Consider the following 17,212-nt stretch of genomic DNA (forward strand, 5'->3'; position numbering starts at 1 on the left):
TCGGTACTTAGGTTCTACCCCAGATCGGCAATCCGCTGTCCAATACGCGGAAACAGCCCGAAGGCATTCTCATAGAAGACTTTATCATGATGCTGTTCCGGTACAAGTCGACGGACAAATTCGGCATACAAATCGATGGGCGCAAGCGGCCAGTCGGTGCCAAACAGCATTTTCTCGTAATGATCCGAATAGACCAAGGCCCGGCGGAAATGATCCATGAACAAAGGCTCGTTCATGAACCGTTCAAAATGGGGCCGATCCCCCACCACAAGACCAGACAAATCCGCATACACATTAGGATTCTTCGCCACCACTTCAGCTGCATCCATCACCCAGGGATCACCCAGATGACAGATCATGAAGTTCACACCGCGTTGCTGCAAGGCTAATTCATCCACCGTCAACGGATGCGAATATTTGAGCAATCCATTCATGGAGTACGTGTCACCCGTATGAATCACGACAGGCAGGTTGTACTTGGCTGCGAGTTCATAGACTGGGGTATAGATTTTGTCGTACACATAGTGATGATAGTATCCGGCATAGAGTTTGATTCCGGCTACTTCAGGGGATTGCAGTCTTGCTTCAATCCGGTCCAGCTCATCCTGAGCGTGTTTACCATCTAGCGCATTGGGATTAATCCCCACACATTCCATGAGGAATGACGGAACTTTCTCTTCCAGATCAAGTCCCATTGGGTTAGGAGAACTGGAATCCGGGAACGCTCCCTTCGTCTGCTCCGTAACCCCCATTCCGATACCCATAATGACGTCGTTTTTATCAAACTCCGCTTTAAGACCAGCGGCAGAGTAATCCACTTTCGATAGATCGATTGCTGTTCGGTGAAAGCTGTCGATGTCCGACAGATGAATGTGAATATCAATGATCGGCATGTGGAGCCTCCTTTTCATCGGTAGAAGTTGCAAAATTCAGTTTGAGAAGGTCATGTACATCCGCTGAACTCAGTGAGATTGGTCCCAGAACCAGATATGTCGGCTCTGTCCAGACCGTCTCCCCCTGCTGGAGTGTCAGATGATGATTCACGTTCAGACCCGTCACCTGATTATTGGCAAACCCCCATGCACTCTGATTCGGGTAACGATGCACCGCATGCAGCATGTTTTCACGCGAAACCGATCCTACCCGCAAAAGGTCTTCAAGTGGCAGGCCCACATCCACCTTGCCGAGCGGGAATCGATCTTTACCCGGTTGCTCTATCCAACCTTCCGCAAATACAGATGATGGCTGGAGGAAACGTTCCTCCGCAAGCGAGTAATCCGTCAGCGTCAGGCCGCTTTCGTTTGTCACGGCAAGTAGCGTGCAGAGTACAGGGACACCCGGCAGCATCAGATAATGCTGGTTGATCGTGATTCCCCGATTCGCTTCATGCTTTTCAATCCGGGTGGTCAGCTTTATACCCTTCCAGACGTTGCCGTATTGATCCTTCTGCTCTGTCCAAGAAGCGGCTCTTTGTTCCAACTGGCGGCTGAAACCATTCATGCCCGGAACCCCGACACCCAGTCCGCCATACCACGGATTCCACCACGAGCGTGGAGCGGGTTCAGGGTATGAGCTATCCAGCCATTCTTCTCCTGCATATTGCAGGGAATGTACTACACTCCCGAATACAGGAGCAACGGCGATCGACAACACTCCATTGTCTACAGTGTACAAAGGTCCATCAGAACCTTCTTCAATCTTCTGCTTCACCTCTGTTCCGCTCTGCGGGAACCAAAGGGCAGTTCGCTCCTGAATCCGATCTTCGCCCCGGTATAGCCCACGAACTTTCCAACCACTCACGTGCTGGTCTCGGTCCGCTTCGTCTGGTGAAAATGTCAGCTTGGCGGAGTTTAGGTTCTGCTCCGGACTGAATTCCTTAGCATTTGCCATAACCTCCGGTTCGCCACCCTGTTGCACATATAGCTCCAGCTTGCCCGCAAGCGGAACCAGTTTGTGTTCAGTCAACGTTGCTTGCAGCACGTCTGGTGCAAATGGATTCCCCTCATTCAGTGTCAGATCCAGATGACTGTCCAGCAACGGAATGACCGGGTTACGCTCCTTCCGTGCAAACGCACGGAAATCATACCATTTGGCAAACGTGTTCAAAGCATATACAGTTGCTTTGGTCCGTACAACGGCTCCTGCGGCAATACGGCCAAGCTCATGCTGCAACCCCAGCGTGTATTCCGGGCGAAGCAGCTTCAGAGAAGGGTCCCAATAGATACCGCTGGCACCATACTCTTCTTTGCAGAACAGCCAGTTCTCCGTAATCTGTGAGCTATTCCAATGGCTCGGATCGCCAGCGTAAGAATCCCCCATATCCACAAAACGACCTTGGTAAGGGAGGATTAGCTGGTTTCCGTAGAAACCGAAGTTATTCATCAGAAACAGGTCTTCTTCCCAGGCGGTGTCTCGTGTATTTTCAACCTCTTGGTGGAATTCGGCGACTCCATTCGCAGACAGCTTGACCACGGACTTAATCTGCAAGCCAGGGAAATCCTCCGAGTCATACAGTGCTTCAAGAACCTGACGTTCCCCTTCGGGATAAATATTCACTTCTTTTGCTTGTTTCTTGGATAACTCTTCGGCAAACGGCTTACCCAGCTTCGGATAAGTCCACCAGAACGAATGACGGGAGCCCGGGTATTCAATCCACATAACATTATCATGCTTGTTCATATGGAGCGAGAATGCGCCATTCACAGCCACCCATTGATCCTCAATCTGCCCGCCATATTTCCCTTCGATTCCCTTCATCAGTACAGAAAGTTTACTTGTAAAAGAGATCGCATGGTTCCCCACTGGGACAGCCGTCACTTCAACTTCTTGGGAATAGAGACCATACGAACGCAAGGTGAAGGGCACTGGCACAGACATCTTACCTTTGGCAGGCACCGTAAAGCGCACCGAACGCTCCGCCCATTCCAGGAATTCATCCTCAGGCAGGTTCAAGCTAAACTCCGTTTCGGCATCCACATTATTTTCCACGTTCAGAACCAACTCCGCTGGAATACCTGGATAGAGCTCCTTTACCGGCAAGATAGTCTTGATCTTGGCCGGGAATTTCGGGGCAATACCTAACCTGAACTCCGCTTTCTTACCGCCGATCAACCATGTGCTGGCAACCACGGGGTGGGTCTTATTGTTATTCTGTTCCTCTGTAATTGGATCAAGGTGGAACTCACCTTCCACGATGATGGTTTCTCCCGGAGCGACTGCTCGTGCAACGTCCAGCGCAAATCGAATGTTTTTGTTATCCTCACCATTGATCTCAATCGCAAGTTCGGACGCAGAAGTGTTCTTAATGCGATAGCGAACCTTATAGCTGGAACCGAATACCAGATCATGATCATCGACTTCTGTTGAGATTTCGTAATCTGGTGTTTCGAGGGCAGTCAGCCCGCGACCCGACTTTTCAAATTCAGCCCGCAGGGAGACATCTCCCTTTTTCCACGTATAGTCAAAGAAATCAAAACCACGCTCCCGTCGGCCATCCGGCTCGGTGACGAGTTCACGCGTGCTGTCTGCGTACCAGTCCAACTCCTCGAAATAAGGAGCGAGTGCTTCGGTCTGCAAAATGGTAGGGATGAAATTCATCAGATGCACATTATCATCTTTTTTCTCCCAGAAGAATCCACATTTCTTGTACATCGGTACAGCCTTCGTGTTGCCTGCCCATGTGAACAGATCCAGGCGGGGCCATCCGGCCTCTACGGTCTTGCGCACAGCATTCAGGATCAGATTACGTCCAACTTTATAACCGTGATAGTCGGGGCGTACGTTAAGCAGCGGTACATATAGCGCTCTCTCGTCATAGCGGTAATGAGCAAAACTGCAGAAGCCAACAACCTCTTTCTCATGAACAGCTAGAAATGCATAAAGATTGGACGAACTCTCCATCTCCCGGCGAACGGTTTCCTCTGTTCTAAGGTTGGTGCCACCTCCCCAGCTTTCGTTACTACGGTTCCACATATCCGCGAGTGCGGCAGCGTAAGAGGGATCGTATTCAATAATATGGATTTGATCAATAATCGAAGTTACAGTCATATTTGGATCTCCTTATCTTTATCTATAGGGTGGTCTTTGTGAATTTTCGATATGGCCTTTGCCCGATAGCCGCAGAGATAATACAGGCCATGTTTGAAGAAGCTAGCGATAGTCTTATCATACTATAAATGGAAGCATTTTCAGAGAATTAAAAATCTTTCTTTCCAACTTATATGTGCCTTTCGGAAGCTCTTGTTAGAAGCGTCAAGGATGGACGAATCTATTTAGGCATGAAAGAAAAAATCCACGTCTTTTAGTTAGACGTGGATTTAGGAATATGATCAGCTACTAATTTTAAATTATGCCAATATAGAACGGACATTGCGTAGAACTGATTTCATAAATTCAGAGGTTGGTTCGGCATGCCCCGCAATTTGGATACGTCGTTGCCGCACATCAAGACTCTTCAACTGATCCGTCAAAACAACACCTGAAAATGGCAGCTCTTCTGGTAGAGTAACTTCAAAAGGATAATCCTTGGCTTGACTCATTATGGGACATACAACGGCAAAACCCGTTATTTCATTGAATTCAAGTTCCGATAGAACAATAGCCGGTCGTCTCCCGGCTTGCTCTTGACCCGCTTGAGGATCAAAGTCAAGCCATATCAGATCGCCTCGTTTGGGAATAATCAAAGTAACTCGTTCCCTTCAGTACCAAAGTCTATTGCTTCATGTCTTGTATCCTGTTTCACTTTAGAGAGCAAAGTCTTTAGATGGTTACGTAGTTCCTCATTGGACTCTACAGGCTTGGTTTTTGGACGCAACAACAATTCATTATCTTCTGTCACCAAAATCTCGATTTCCGAGCCTTCTTCCAGATTAAGACGCTTAAGCAGTTGGTTAGGAATGCGAATTGCACTGCTATTTCCCCATTTGCTAAGTGTGGCTGTAGTCATGGCAATCCCACGCCTTTCGTTTGATTGATGCTCCAATTATACTTCACCTCCCTACAGTTGTATATCTATATGATATACATGAAACAATAAAAGGATACATCGTATTCAACCATAAAATAATGATTGTACAGCCTATCATTATGAATAGATATACCATTGGTATAAAGCAAAATAAGCATATAAAAAAACCTCATTTGGTCGAAACGCGTTTTCCCAGTCAGATCATCCCCAACAATGAAAAACAGCTGCAAGCCCTAGACGAAAAAAATGAAGTCCAGACTGCCCCTGTTTTATGGAGCTATAGTCCCTCGGTAGCTTACCCTTGTATAATGTGCCTTGATCTCGACTGCCAGTTCGGACGCAGAAGTGTTCTTAATGCGATAGCGAACCTTATAGCTGGAACCGAAAACCAGATCTTGATCATCGACCTCTGTAGAGATTTCGTAATCCGGTGTTTCGAGGGCAGTCAGCCCGCGACCCGACTTTTCAAATTCAGCCCGCAGGGAGACATCTCCCTTTTTCCACGTATAGTCAAAGAAATCAAAACCACAACTCCCGTCGGCCATCCGGCCTCCACGGTCTTGCGCACAGCAGCGTAAGAGGGGGCGTATTCAATAATATGGATCTGGTCGATAATCGAAGTTTCGGTCATGTTCTGATCTCCTTCTCTTTATGTACAGGATGGTGAAGAAGCTAGTGATAGTCTTATCATACTATAATTGGAAGCATTTTCAGATGATTATATCATTGCCTGGTATCCACTTCTGTATGAAGTGTCAATGAATCCATGCCTTATGTACGGGTAAACATATTGCCGCAGTGTGTCCTGAAATGGACTTTCATGTGAACTTTGACAAGCTCTATTCGCTATTGTTACTCTTTGTATAGGAGTGTTTCTTTTATATATAAAAAAGATAGATTCATGGAGGGAAAGCATGACAGAATGGATCACGCAATTTATACTCTTTTTTAAAGATTTGTCATACTCAGGTCTGGTCATTGCCTTATCGTTTGAATTCGTACCCGCTGAACTTGTACTGCCCATGGCGGGATATTGGGTGTATCTTGGGGATATGAAGCTGTGGCTGGCTATTCTGGCTGGTACCGTAGGTGGTACGTTTGGACCTCTGACGTTATATGCCCTGGGACGATACGGTGGCAGACCGATGGTCGAAAAATTCGGCAAGTATTTCTTGATTCGCCCCCACCATCTGGACGCTTCCGATAAGTTCTTCGAGAAATATGGCAGCGGGGTAGCTTTCTATGGACGTTTTGTACCCGGCATTCGGACCGTGATCTCCATCCCTTGTGGTATGGCGAAGATGAATGTGTTTAAATTCAGTATCTTTACATTCTTGGCCATGCTTCCGATCACATCATTGTACATTTACTTAGGCTTCAAATTAGGCTCTCAATGGGAGCATGTGGATGAAATTGTTAAGCCTTATATCGTTCCGGCAGCGTTGGTTTTCTTAGGCGCCTTTGGATTGTACGTGCTTTTGAAACGTTGGAAAAGAAGAACGGCTTTGAACAAGTCATAGGTTTGTTAAGTAAGGAAAAGAGATGCGCAGATTGATGTTTTTTTTGAAATAAGTCGTATGCTAAAATTCATCTGATTATATGTAAGACCCCACTCGATCCTAAGGATCAGTGGGGTTTTATCGGTTTAATGACTATCTAACTAATAAGATACTGATAGAAAAATTAATTTCTATTTTAAGTCCCTTTTAGAATTGTTTTTAAGTCTTTTATAGACTGACTTGATAGCTCATAAGCATAATTACTGTCAGATTCCATTACGACCATACCGACACTCTTATCAAAATCGATGTATAGATCAAAAATTTTGATATCATTGCTACTGTAATTAACAACTATTTTTTCGTCTGTTTTCCCTACATCAATAACCTTCTTGTTCTTTTGAGCAGATTCTAAAATATTTAGAATTTGATTAACAGTGTCTCTTTGAGTGATTTTGATTACATTTCCTTCCTTATGATATTCTATCTCTGCCACAACATCGTCATTGTTTTTTTGATTACAAGCTACAATGATAAGGGGACATAAACAAATTAAAAACAATAATACTATCCTTTTCATTTTGCATTTCCTTCCTTGTTCATAAAAAAACTCTTTTCCCACTCTAATGTTTAAGTGAGAAAAGAGCCATTAAAAATTATTTATTGCTTTGGTTTATAAGTATTTAAATCAGTTCCTGTCGTCTTTTCAAATACACATACAACACTACGCCAGATGCCGCACAGATCACCGCACATAAACCGATGAATCCATATCCCGCTTGAAGTCCGCGCAGCAGTCCCAACTGAGTCGTTGAACCGTACAGATTCTTCACACCCTCAATCACCCAGCCAATCACATAGTTACCGATAACACTACCAACCCCCATCAAGGTAACCGTGAATGTAATCGCGGTGTCACTGCCATTCGGATATCTGCGTGCGATAAACGCCATAACTGTTGGATAGATCATCGCTATTCCCGCGCCAGATATCGCAAAGAAAATCGCAAGTCGCTCTCCCCCTGCAAGCGCCACGAACGTACATACTCCCGAGAAAGCTGAGAACATAATCAGTGACAATACAAATCCGATCCGGTCCGTCAATGGTCCAAGCAGCAGTCGTCCCAGCGAGAACGTGAGGAAGAACGCAGATAATAACCCGGAAGCTTTGACCGTGTCCCACGTGTAGGCTTTTTCCAGGAAATTAACCAGCCAACCTCCAACCGCCAGCTCCGATACCACGCCAAAAGAAAGAATGAGCACCATCAGCCAAAGGGCAGGATCACGTGTTAACGTCCTCAGTGAAGTCCGATCTTCATGAGGAAGATCATCCCCCGGAAATTTGCTGCGCAGCGCCGCAATGATCGGCAGCAGACAGAGTGATAACATCACCAGATACATGCCGCGCCAGTCCAGTTCGTGACCAAACACTTTCAAGGACATGACACCCGTCGCCAGTAAAGGCGCCACCGTTGAACTCAGCCCATAGAAGAAATGGGACAAGTTCATCATCGTACCTGTGTTTTTCACAAAAATCCGTGCACCCAGAATCGCCAAAGCAATCTCCAGCATGCCGTTACCGATGTACATGAAGAAGTACGATGAAGCAAAGAGTGGATAGGTATGAGACACATAAATGAACACACCCGAGAGGATCATCGATGCAAACGATATGATGCTAACCGCCTTGATGCCCCATTTGCGAACCAGAATAGCCGTGAAAGAGCACGCGATCAGGTACCCCAATGCATTCAGGGACAATAACGTCCCGAGCTGTTTCTCATCCAGATTGAAGTCGAATTGAATGCGCGGAATGGCCGGCCCCTTAATATTTTCCGATATCCCGAATACGATAAATCCCAGAAAGATCGTTGCCAGTTGCATAGCGTAGAGCTTGTTGAACTTTCGTTTGTTCCCTTGTGTACCAGCTTGCTGATTCAAAATAAGTTCCTCCAGTGTGTTCAGGAAAATGATTGCACGTTATAACTACGATTGCAGTACCATCTTCCGACCGCTGTTATCCCTGTATTTTTTTGATTTGTTCCTAAAGGTGAAAATACAGTGATAAAGGCGTTCTTCAGATTGGTTCTGCCCTCTACGTTATCGTGTCAATGATTTGTACATTTGAAATAGGAAACATGGTTAAGCTTTATTCCTAAAAATAGAATACTCGTAAAAGCTCCTTTTTCCTTTACCATTGCTTCTCAATTACCTGAATACGGTAGGTCAGGCTCTCCAGGGTCACCGCGACCAGCCCCGTGACATATTCGCGACGAGTGTCTCTTTGGATGATCAACTCCGGCATATGCTCCAGTGGAATCATTCGATCCAGACAACCTTGCATCAGGTCATCCCTCATAGCAGGGTCCGTCGTATCCCCAGTGACTACAATCGTAGCGGGGTTAATGATCGCGATGATGGATACAAGCGTCTGTACGATGAGCTCCTGCAAACCCTCTGTCGTTTTCAACATGCGCAGTTGCTCTTCTCGTGACACGCCAAAAGGTAAAAAGGACACCTCGCCCCCAAATTGCGTATTCCCTGTCAGCGGACGACCATCAATGATAAAACCTGCACCCGGAAAATGGTTCTCCGGAAAAGTCACCACCGCAAAGTTCTTCTCTTCCTCAAATTGCTGCTGGTTGTACAGACCGTAAACGGTCAGGTTCATGTCGTTGCCAATGACCACTTCCACGTCTTCATATTGCTCCTTGAGCCTTGGCCCGAGTGGCTGATACATCAGCTCCGGTACATCGCAAATGCCAATAACGCCGTTGAGCGCCACCCCAGGTATGCCGATACCAATCGCCTGCACATTGTGGTGTTGTTCGATCAGGTTTGCAATTAGATCCTCTACCACCGGGACATTAATCTCATCCAAAAAGAGTGTCTGTTCGTCCGCCATCTCTCCGTTCAGATTGGCATATGTATGTGTAATCGAGTGAATGCCACCCTCCGTTCGAATAATCAGACAGAGCACACTCGCGTAGTCAGCATTAAACTGGTACCGACTCGCTGGTCTTCCCCCGCTCGATTCGTCTGGACCCAGATCGATAATCTCACCCGTCTGAAGCAACTCATTCAGGATCGTGCCGCATGTCGCCACGCTGAGTTTGGTCAGGTTCGCAATCGAAGCCTTCGTGCCTACTCCCATGGATCGGAGCGTGTTCTTCACCAGTTCGACATTAATGCGCTTCACCTGTTGGGTGTTGTGTGATGTAGGTAACATGGTTAGTTATATGCCTCCTTTCGTTCATTTCGAACCATTCAATGAAAGTTTTTAAAAGTATTTTAATAATTGAAGTTTAGGGGGATTTGTGGGGAAAGTCAATGCTTAATTGGGAGCAAAAATCGTTTTGACGGGAAGGTAAAAAGAAAGTGCAAGATCATCTTGTATGATCCTGCGCTGTCCTTTTGTTAAGGTGATTTTATGTAGACTGGCTCATTTGATTTGCCAAGATGCTCTTCTCCAGTCGAACTTCAAATAACTTTCGGTTCAGATCCTGTTCCATGGCATGAAGGTGATACGCTGCTTGTTTCACGGTATCCATCTCTAGCACACCTGCCTGCTTTGCGATGATGTCCATGGCGTCTAATATGAGTTTGTTACATGTGACCAGTTGGTTAACGTAGTCGTCTTCCTGTTCAATGTGTTGTGCGTACTGTGAACTCAGGTCTTCGCTGTTGGTACTTGTCATGTCACCACTCCTTTGTTAAGGAGAGGGTAACATCTCACTAGAAAAGATGTGGTACGTGAGAACGTACCATTGTATTCCTACTCACATCATTGTTTATTAAAAGTAATCATCTATTTGACTGAATTTATAGTAATTTTTAAGCTTTGCATGTGTAGCAGGTAGCATCAAGATTTTTGTGTAAATGAAAACTTTGACGTTGCCAGAAGCAAATGCGGCTTTATAAAGTATTATTATTTTAGATTTCCAACATAAAACAATCATTAATTCAATTTTTTATATACATATTTGAAACATTTCAATAAATTCCACTGTCTAATTATTGAAAAGAACATAAATTTTGATTGGAGGTTAGCTTTATGAATAAAAAATTAGTTTTTTCAACAGTCATACTCTCTTTAATGACAGGTGGAATGATTTACTCAGGTACACTTGATCAAAGGAATTCAGGGACAGTCGTTAATGGGGATGCTCAGACTTCAGGACCTATTAATATTCAAGAAACGAATGAAAAGAAAACCTTCAGAGGTCAACTAGAGGTATTTCCCTTCGAGGATGGGGTTAAACAAGCCGATTTAATTGTCAAAGTAGTATTACGTGAAAACCTTGGTGAACTTACCGAACCTGTCCCTAAAAGTATATTTAATGCTCAAATTCTAAGTACTCAAAAAAGTGACCCTACACTAGTATCAGAAACTATTAGTATCATGCAACAAGGTAATAATGAAGTCTTGTTTAATGATAATCCGTTATTCCAAGAAAATGAAGAATATATTCTATTCTTGAAAAAAGCTGTTGGTTCTGTGGCAAAAGAATATCCAAACCTTTATTGGATACTGGGTGAAGAGACTAATATGTATAAAAATATTAGAAATAACAATGTTGAAAAATTAGGTTATATTGACAAAGAACTTTATGATATTGAGAATAACCATACTTTAAATCTCAATGAAACGACTAACACCCAAGTGCTCAACGAAGAAGAATTCATTAAGAAAATAGAATCAGTAACTAAGTAGTTATTAACAATGAGAAAGAAATGGGGTATAGATTATGAGAAAATTCCTAGTAAAATTGTCAGTATCATCTCTTCTTTTATCAACTCTTGTTCCTATAAATGCATATGCACATAAGTCTCCTAATACTTGTCACCAGAATGGAGAATCTTCTGGATACTCTGTTGATTGTAACAATCATCAAGGTTCTTCAAATTTCACTTATAATCTCCAAAATGTTGACTCAACATACGCTGGATATGTCAGTAACGGAGCCTCAAGGTGGGATACTACTGGTGTAGTTAATATTACAAAAACTAATACTGAGTCTACTAACGGAAGAGTTATTAAATACGCTGATCCGAACACGAGTACCATTGCTTACTTTGGTAATTATTATTCTGACGTTAACGGAAATTTATATGCTTGGACTCTAGGAATGAACACATCAATTATGTCTTCTAGGACAGTTGCCAAAAATCCCTAAGCAGCCTTGGTTCAATATTCGACTGAACTATGGATGCTTAATTTTTCTTGTATTCGAGTCCGACAAAATAAATAATATCCACTTGGCTACAACTTAGATAGCATATTTGTTACATTATTATTGGCATTCCCTCCCCCATTTGACACCCACCCTCAAAAAGGTCTATCCTAATAACGAACCAACCATTCACTATTAAGGAGTCGTTCCCGATGGTGCAAGCCAAGAAAGACGAAGTCAGGAAAGAGATTGAATACGCAGCGCTCAAGGTCTTTTTTGAAAAAGGCTATGTGGATGCCAAGATGAGCGATATCGCGGATGAGATCAATATTTCCGTGGGCAATATCTATACTTATTTTAAGAATAAGAAAGAATTATTCTACGCCGTTGTGCCGCCGGATCTCGTGGATTATCTAAAAAATGTGCTGGTGGAGACGATCCACTTTGATAATCAGACCTTGTTCGAGGAAACGGATAGCGAGCGAAAGTCGGCACTGTTGCAGGAACAGGTGGATGTATTACGAAAATACCGGAATCAGATTGTCATTATCTTTGAAAAGAATAAAGGCACCATCTACACCAACGCCAAGAATGAGCTTGTTGAGCTGATGATCGAAACCAAGAAGGCCTATCTGAAGAATCAATATAAACGATATGAGATCGGCACCGAGGAGAACCTGATCTTGCTGAACATTCTCGCGCACAACGTGATTGATATGAACCTGGATCTATTGAAGCGAGAGATGAGTGAGGACAGCCGGAAGCAAATCTTTGAGGCGTTGTATGTATACAGACTGTACGGTATGAAGAGTCTCAACGAATAACGCTTCATCTCATCACTTATGCCAGGTAGACAAAGCGTGCAGATCAGATCAACTTCACTTGGTTTGCACGCAAAAAAACACTAATATTAAGTCACTCTATTTTTTTGACCCAAAAATGAATTTATAATTCATTTTTAAGTTGGATATTTACCATTTACCAAACTATTTAAGTTGAACCTACATTTACACGATAACGGAGAGGACAGAAACAACCAGAGGAAACGAAGCGTTCGCCTGAAAGCTTTCTGAAAGAAAGCTACATCGGAAGCATAAGCTATCACCGGATTTTCCCTATTAAGAGGGAATCAAAAAAATCTGGGGATAACAGCGATCCGAAGGTTGTTCTGTCATCGGAGTGGCAAGTGTACATACCCTCTTTCAACTTATATAATCCCATCCACATTCTAAGGAGGAACACAACATGAACACCGCTTACGCATTGAAAAACGTCAATCTGATCCACGGCGACTCAAGCCGCAATTTGCAAGAAAATATGACCATTCTCGTCAATGAACAAGGACTTATTCAGGATATCGGCCGAGATAACGATTTGCATATCCCAAGTCACTACACAACCATCGACCTCTCAGGAAAATACATAATGCCAGGACTGATCAATGCACACGTACACCTCTTTGCAGATGGAAAACCGTTCAGTCTCTCGGTCAGTGAAGGCTTGTTGCAGTTTGGCTATGATCGAATATTGAACACGAAGTTTGGCAGAAACGTTTTGAAAAAACGAATGAAACGCAATGCACTGACCGCACTCCATGCGGGTGTAACAACGATGCGCAGTGTGGGGGAATTCTTTTACACGGATGTCCAGCTGCGGGATGAGATTAACAACGGTGACTTTGTCGGCCCCAATCTGCTCGTCTCCGGGTTTTTCCTAAGTGTCACGGGTGGGCACGGTGCTCCATTTCTGGCTCTGGTTGGTGACTCTCCGTGGGAAGCACGAAAAAATGTACGCATTAATGTGAAACACGGCGTGGATCTGATCAAAATCTGTGTGACGGGTGGTGTGACGGATGCGAAAATAGTCGGCGAGGCTGGCCGTTTACAGATGACGGTGGACGAAGTTGCGGCGATCTGCGATGAAGCGCATAAGATTGGTTTGCGGGTGGTAGCGCATAAGATTGGTTTGCGGGTGGTAGCGCATGTGGAGAGCACGGAAGGCGTACGGGTTGCGTTACAAGGTGGCGTCGATACCATTGAGCACGGTTCGGAGATGGATGACGAAATCATTCGTTTGTACAAAAATAATCCCAATGCCTTGAATGGCTACACCGCACTCATCCCCACCCTGCAAGCCGCTTATCCCTCCGCTTCATTGGATACCAACGTAACGAAGGTAAGTGCAACAGTAAAAGAGAACTCCAGACTCGTCTACGATTCCATGCTCAAAGGCGTAAAACAAGCGATCGAAAACGACATCACCATTGGGATCGGTACCGATGCCTCCATGCCTTACGTGACTCACTATGATATGTGGAGAGAGATGGACCACTACATGAGGCAGGCCAACCTGAACAACAAACAGGTCATCGACATGGTGACTCGAACCAATGCGAAAATCCTCGGTGTTGAGGATGTTACAGGGACGGTGGATATCGGAAAAAATGCCGATCTGATTATCATGGAGCAAAATCCACTGGAACATATCGAGGCCTTGTCAGACATCTCTATGGTCATGGTCAAAGGAAATCTAATTCAAACACCATCTGTCACAAGAATCACAGAAGTCGACGATGTTCTAAACTCAGTTTGGTAAATTCAGGGGTGAAATCATGCTTGGTATATTGTTATCCTCTATGATTATTGGGTCAACGGTATTTTTACAACCTTTTGAAAAACACCCTACAAGATGGACTTTTTCAAAAAGTGTCTATCTTGTAGGGTACAATTTAGTTTTTAAAAGATGATCTGTATCTCAACTTATTAGATCATCATCAAATCAGTATTCGGTAAAGTTGTCTCATAATAGTAGTCCAATGATCTGGCAGAGCTATATTATGACTATTCCGAGTTTCCAGACCACTTCTGAACTTTCACTCGTCTTACAAATACACCTAGAACAAGTCCGGCAAGGGCTACAAACATCGTGAAGAATAATGCGTTCTGCATACCAGCGGTTAACGCCAGTGTTGCATTTCCCAGCTCCGTAGGATCAGCCACACTCTTAATAAATTCTGCGGTTCCGGTTGTCATGATACTTACTGCCATTGCAATACCGATAGCGCCTGCGATTTGTTGAAGTGTGTTCAATATAGCCGCACCATCGGGGTACATATCAGAAGGTAGCTGATTCAGACCATTTGTCTGAGCAGGCATCCATACCATCAGAATTCCGACAATTAGACAGGTATGCATGACCATAATCAAAGCAATGGACGAAGCAACCGTAATATTAGAACAGAACCATAGAGTGACTGCAACTATGATAAGACCAGGGACTACCAAAAACTTAGGTCCGAATTTGTCAAATAGTGCCCCTACGACAGGAGAAAGTACAGCTGAAATTACACTGCCTGGTAGAAGAATAAGTCCAGTCGTCAGTGCGCTTAATTCAAGAACTCGAATCATAAACATGGGAAGAATGAACATGGACGATAGAAAAACCATCATACATATGAATACCAGCAAAGTACCTATAGCAAACATAGGGTTCTGTAGAGTTCTTAAGTTCATTAGAGGTTTTTTCATGTTCAGTTGACGAATGACAAATAGGATTAATGCGATAACCCCGGCAATCAGGGGTACAATAACAACAGGGTTACTCCAACCATGATCTCCCTCTCCTGCACTACTAATACCATAAACAAGTCCACCAAAACCAATTGTCGACAAGACTAGAGAGTATATATCAATACGTGGTTTGGTTATAGGTGCTACATTTTTCATAAACGCTACGCCTGCCAACAAAGCAAGCACCAGAGCCATCAACGATACCCAGAATATCCAATTCCAGCTTAGATAATCAATTAAAAGACCTGAGATGGCTGGGCCTAAAGCAGGTCCCGCTGTGAACACAAGACTGACTAGTCCCATCGCTTTTCCGCGTTTCTCGGCTGGGAATATAATAAGAGCCGTATTAAGCATCAATGGGAATAATAGCCCTGCTCCAGCTGCTTGAAGTATCCTCCCTAATAGCAAGATATCAAAACTTCCCGCCATAGCACCAATTGCAGATCCTACGATAGACATACTGACTGATGTCAGGAAAAGTTGACGTGTTGAAAACCATTGTATCAATAGTCCAGAAAGAGGAACTAAAATTCCCAGTGTAAGTAAGTAACCACTTGTTAACCATTGAACTTTAGCTTCCGTAATCGCGAACTGATTAATAATATCACTTATAGCAATATTAATTGCCGTTTCATTAAAAGTACCTATGATACCAGCAAGCATCAATGCAAACATAATAGGGAAAACCTTAACATTTGGAACTTTTTGATTTTCAGAAATAGTACCTGATTGCAAAACCTTCACTCCTCAGTGTCTTTCAAATTTTTGATTCATGTTAGAAATTAAGTAGAACTAAATACCTCTGTCTGCATATGTTAACCAGAACTGCAATAGCAGGAAAGGCATTGTGTTTTGCTCATATATAAACCTCCTTTTGGAAAGTTATCTGATTCTCGTTCAAAATCTGCAGGAGAACTTTCAACTTTTTGATCATAACATACGCCTGTCAAGGCCCCCCCTGAGCCAAAGAGAAAGTCAACCCCCTTTTTTTTTGATTCACAAAAAAACCGCAACGATGTGCTACTTTCTTACGATATTTATTTTTTTACAATTACCTATGTTCCCAGAGATTCAGCGATGTTTAAACTTAGTCTGTCGCGTCTGACCTGAAACCAAAAAGGTGTATTCAGATAATATGAGCAAGTTGCGAAGTCAGTTATTTTGGTTTGAAGTTTCTTCAAAAAAAATTGGCGACCTCTCCCCGATTGAATTCTAGGGAAAAAGTCGCCGCTTAGTAAATTTTTTTTATTGTCTCTACGTGATGGGGCTATGATCAGAGATGTACTTATTTATTAGCACTTTTACAATAATTTTGCTTCTCACTCATATTTGATTTTTTGGACCTTTCTTTCGAGACTCCTTAGCTAACTCATCTTGCAAATCAAAATCTATGCGATTAAAAGGATTTACTCTAAAAGGTTCCGCCTTATCTCCAAGATCTACATCAAAGTTCGATACTTCTCTTTCAGAGATGGATTCAGTAATACATTCGGTTTGAATCTTTTTACCTAATAACATTACCAAGTTGGCTATCCATCTCATTGGAAATTTGACCTAACAATAACAACTCCAGCGAATTGTTGATCGAGATATCGATTCTTGTAGAAATGATGCTTTAATTCAGTCCATTCCCGTTACTAGTCATTATTCTCAAAGTTTTCCCATCTATTATGAAAATATTTTCACTAATTGTAACAACTCACAGTTATTTATTCCGATCTTTCTGCTGAAGCTTCAGATATTTGCTTCAATTAAATACGCTTTATCTTTAGGATTCAATAATTCAGGCATTATGCTTTGAGAAGGCGGAATATCTTCAACAGGTTCTCCACCCAAAAATAATTCAAGTGCTTCTTTCGCCATCAATAATGCTTCATCAATTGATTCGCCACAGGTGATACATCCAGGCAGATCAGGAAATGTAACATTAATTCCATCCTCAGCAAAATTAAAAATTGCGTAGTATTGGTAAGTTCGAATCATATGGGACACTCTCCTGTTATCT

17 protein-coding genes are annotated in these 17,212 nt (G+C 43.3%); 5 read left to right on the plus strand and 12 right to left on the minus strand.

Translation table 11 applies throughout. The annotated features are described in order from the left end of the window. Window positions 1–14 precede the first annotated feature (14 nt). The 5 genes from MKY95_RS25380 to MKY95_RS25400 all read right to left on the minus strand — a co-directional run bounded on the left by MKY95_RS25380 (window position 15) and on the right by MKY95_RS25400 (window position 5,511). The gene (locus MKY95_RS25380; protein ID WP_237177071.1) at window positions 15–893 is read right to left on the minus strand and encodes a TatD family hydrolase; all 879 of its coding nucleotides are present in this window, start codon (window positions 891–893) and stop codon (window positions 15–17) included. Then, entirely contained in the window at window positions 880–4,047 is a 3,168-nt protein-coding gene (locus tag MKY95_RS25385; protein ID WP_339195005.1) for a GNAT family N-acetyltransferase, read from the minus strand. Before MKY95_RS25385 ends, MKY95_RS25380 begins: the two co-directional genes overlap by 14 nt. Before the next feature lie 299 nt (window positions 4,048–4,346). Further along, on the minus strand, window positions 4,347–4,682 hold the full coding sequence (locus MKY95_RS25390) for a type II toxin-antitoxin system PemK/MazF family toxin (RefSeq protein WP_339195008.1): 336 nt from the start codon (window positions 4,680–4,682) through the stop codon (window positions 4,347–4,349). Further along, window positions 4,679–4,981, minus strand: coding sequence for an AbrB/MazE/SpoVT family DNA-binding domain-containing protein (locus tag MKY95_RS25395; protein WP_339195011.1), 303 nt, complete (start codon window positions 4,979–4,981; stop codon window positions 4,679–4,681). The genes MKY95_RS25390 and MKY95_RS25395 overlap by 4 nt, the downstream gene beginning before the upstream one ends. A 254-nt stretch (window positions 4,982–5,235) precedes the next feature. Then, a complete protein-coding gene (locus MKY95_RS25400) occupies window positions 5,236–5,511 on the minus strand; it encodes a hypothetical protein (RefSeq protein WP_076329089.1) in 276 nt (91 codons plus the stop codon). 369 nt (window positions 5,512–5,880) lie between these two features. Between MKY95_RS25400 and MKY95_RS25405 the strand changes: the two genes are divergently transcribed. Continuing rightward, window positions 5,881–6,486, plus strand: coding sequence for a DedA family protein (locus tag MKY95_RS25405; protein WP_076329090.1), 606 nt, complete (start codon window positions 5,881–5,883; stop codon window positions 6,484–6,486). Between the two features lie 175 nt (window positions 6,487–6,661). On the opposite strand, the gene MKY95_RS25410 is transcribed toward MKY95_RS25405, so the two are convergent. The 4 genes from MKY95_RS25410 to MKY95_RS25425 all read right to left on the minus strand — a co-directional run bounded on the left by MKY95_RS25410 (window position 6,662) and on the right by MKY95_RS25425 (window position 10,162). Then, window positions 6,662–7,045, minus strand: a complete 384-nt coding sequence (locus MKY95_RS25410; RefSeq protein WP_076252841.1) for a hypothetical protein — start codon at window positions 7,043–7,045, stop codon at window positions 6,662–6,664. A gap of 103 nt (window positions 7,046–7,148) precedes the next feature. Further along, complete coding sequence (locus MKY95_RS25415; protein WP_076252987.1) at window positions 7,149–8,348, minus strand: MFS transporter; 1,200 nt, start codon at window positions 8,346–8,348, stop codon at window positions 7,149–7,151. A 307-nt stretch (window positions 8,349–8,655) separates the two neighbouring features. Further along, window positions 8,656–9,693 (minus strand): ROK family protein, encoded by a 1,038-nt coding sequence (locus tag MKY95_RS25420; RefSeq protein ID WP_083677502.1) that lies wholly within the window; start codon window positions 9,691–9,693, stop codon window positions 8,656–8,658. 199 nt (window positions 9,694–9,892) lie between these two features. Then, window positions 9,893–10,162: a hypothetical protein gene (locus tag MKY95_RS25425; RefSeq protein ID WP_076252843.1), complete on the minus strand. Its 270-nt coding sequence runs from the start codon at window positions 10,160–10,162 to the stop codon at window positions 9,893–9,895. A gap of 356 nt (window positions 10,163–10,518) precedes the next feature. Here MKY95_RS25425 and MKY95_RS25430 point away from each other — a divergent pair, with 356 nt between their 5' ends. From MKY95_RS25430 to MKY95_RS25445, 4 genes are all read left to right on the plus strand, one after another. Continuing rightward, window positions 10,519–11,178 carry a hypothetical protein gene (locus MKY95_RS25430; protein ID WP_076252844.1) on the plus strand — a complete coding sequence of 220 codons (660 nt, stop codon included), beginning with the start codon at window positions 10,519–10,521 and terminating at the stop codon, window positions 11,176–11,178. A 34-nt stretch (window positions 11,179–11,212) separates the two neighbouring features. Continuing rightward, window positions 11,213–11,641: a hypothetical protein gene (locus MKY95_RS25435; protein ID WP_143781275.1), complete on the plus strand. Its 429-nt coding sequence runs from the start codon at window positions 11,213–11,215 to the stop codon at window positions 11,639–11,641. A gap of 209 nt (window positions 11,642–11,850) precedes the next feature. Next, a complete protein-coding gene (locus tag MKY95_RS25440) occupies window positions 11,851–12,462 on the plus strand; it encodes a TetR/AcrR family transcriptional regulator (RefSeq protein ID WP_076329091.1) in 612 nt (203 codons plus the stop codon). Between the two features lie 421 nt (window positions 12,463–12,883). Further along, the gene (locus MKY95_RS25445) at window positions 12,884–14,233 is read left to right on the plus strand and encodes an amidohydrolase family protein (RefSeq protein WP_339195019.1); all 1,350 of its coding nucleotides are present in this window, start codon (window positions 12,884–12,886) and stop codon (window positions 14,231–14,233) included. Window positions 14,234–14,478: 245 nt separating this feature from the next. Here the strand turns inward: MKY95_RS25445 and MKY95_RS25450 are convergent, their stop codons facing one another. From MKY95_RS25450 to MKY95_RS25460, 3 genes are all read right to left on the minus strand, one after another. Then, the gene (locus MKY95_RS25450; RefSeq protein WP_339200045.1) at window positions 14,479–15,882 is read right to left on the minus strand and encodes a DHA2 family efflux MFS transporter permease subunit; all 1,404 of its coding nucleotides are present in this window, start codon (window positions 15,880–15,882) and stop codon (window positions 14,479–14,481) included. 648 nt (window positions 15,883–16,530) lie between these two features. Then, window positions 16,531–16,725, minus strand: coding sequence for a hypothetical protein (locus tag MKY95_RS25455; RefSeq protein ID WP_179086554.1), 195 nt, complete (start codon window positions 16,723–16,725; stop codon window positions 16,531–16,533). Between the two features lie 216 nt (window positions 16,726–16,941). Further along, window positions 16,942–17,190, minus strand: a complete 249-nt coding sequence (locus tag MKY95_RS25460; protein WP_339195021.1) for a type II toxin-antitoxin system HicB family antitoxin — start codon at window positions 17,188–17,190, stop codon at window positions 16,942–16,944. Window positions 17,191–17,212 lie beyond the last annotated feature (22 nt).

Source organism: Paenibacillus sp. FSL P4-0176 (genome assembly GCF_037975265.1).
Taxonomy (GTDB): Bacteria; Bacillota; Bacilli; order Paenibacillales; family Paenibacillaceae; genus Paenibacillus; species Paenibacillus amylolyticus.

Bases quoted from the DNA above. Each gene is read 5' to 3' on its own strand.
- MKY95_RS25380 (WP_237177071.1), bottom strand. From the start codon at position 893: ATGCCGATCATTGATATTCACATTCATCTGTCGGACATCGACAGCTTT.
- MKY95_RS25385 (WP_339195005.1), bottom strand. From the start codon at position 4,047: ATGACTGTAACTTCGATTATTGATCAAATCCATATTATTGAATACGAT.
- MKY95_RS25400 (WP_076329089.1), bottom strand. From the start codon at position 5,511: ATGGCCGACGGGAGTTGTGGTTTTGATTTCTTTGACTATACGTGGAAA.
- MKY95_RS25405 (WP_076329090.1), top strand. From the start codon at position 5,881: ATGACAGAATGGATCACGCAATTTATACTCTTTTTTAAAGATTTGTCA.
- MKY95_RS25410 (WP_076252841.1), bottom strand. From the start codon at position 7,045: ATGAAAAGGATAGTATTATTGTTTTTAATTTGTTTATGTCCCCTTATC.
- MKY95_RS25415 (WP_076252987.1), bottom strand. From the start codon at position 8,348: ATGCAACTGGCAACGATCTTTCTGGGATTTATCGTATTCGGGATATCG.
- MKY95_RS25420 (WP_083677502.1), bottom strand. From the start codon at position 9,693: ATGTTACCTACATCACACAACACCCAACAGGTGAAGCGCATTAATGTC.
- MKY95_RS25425 (WP_076252843.1), bottom strand. From the start codon at position 10,162: ATGACAAGTACCAACAGCGAAGACCTGAGTTCACAGTACGCACAACAC.
- MKY95_RS25430 (WP_076252844.1), top strand. From the start codon at position 10,519: ATGAATAAAAAATTAGTTTTTTCAACAGTCATACTCTCTTTAATGACA.
- MKY95_RS25435 (WP_143781275.1), top strand. From the start codon at position 11,213: ATGAGAAAATTCCTAGTAAAATTGTCAGTATCATCTCTTCTTTTATCA.
- MKY95_RS25440 (WP_076329091.1), top strand. From the start codon at position 11,851: ATGGTGCAAGCCAAGAAAGACGAAGTCAGGAAAGAGATTGAATACGCA.
- MKY95_RS25445 (WP_339195019.1), top strand. From the start codon at position 12,884: ATGAACACCGCTTACGCATTGAAAAACGTCAATCTGATCCACGGCGAC.
- MKY95_RS25450 (WP_339200045.1), bottom strand. From the start codon at position 15,882: ATGTTTGCATTGATGCTTGCTGGTATCATAGGTACTTTTAATGAAACG.
- MKY95_RS25455 (WP_179086554.1), bottom strand. From the start codon at position 16,725: ATGTTATTAGGTAAAAAGATTCAAACCGAATGTATTACTGAATCCATC.
- MKY95_RS25460 (WP_339195021.1), bottom strand. From the start codon at position 17,190: ATGATTCGAACTTACCAATACTACGCAATTTTTAATTTTGCTGAGGAT.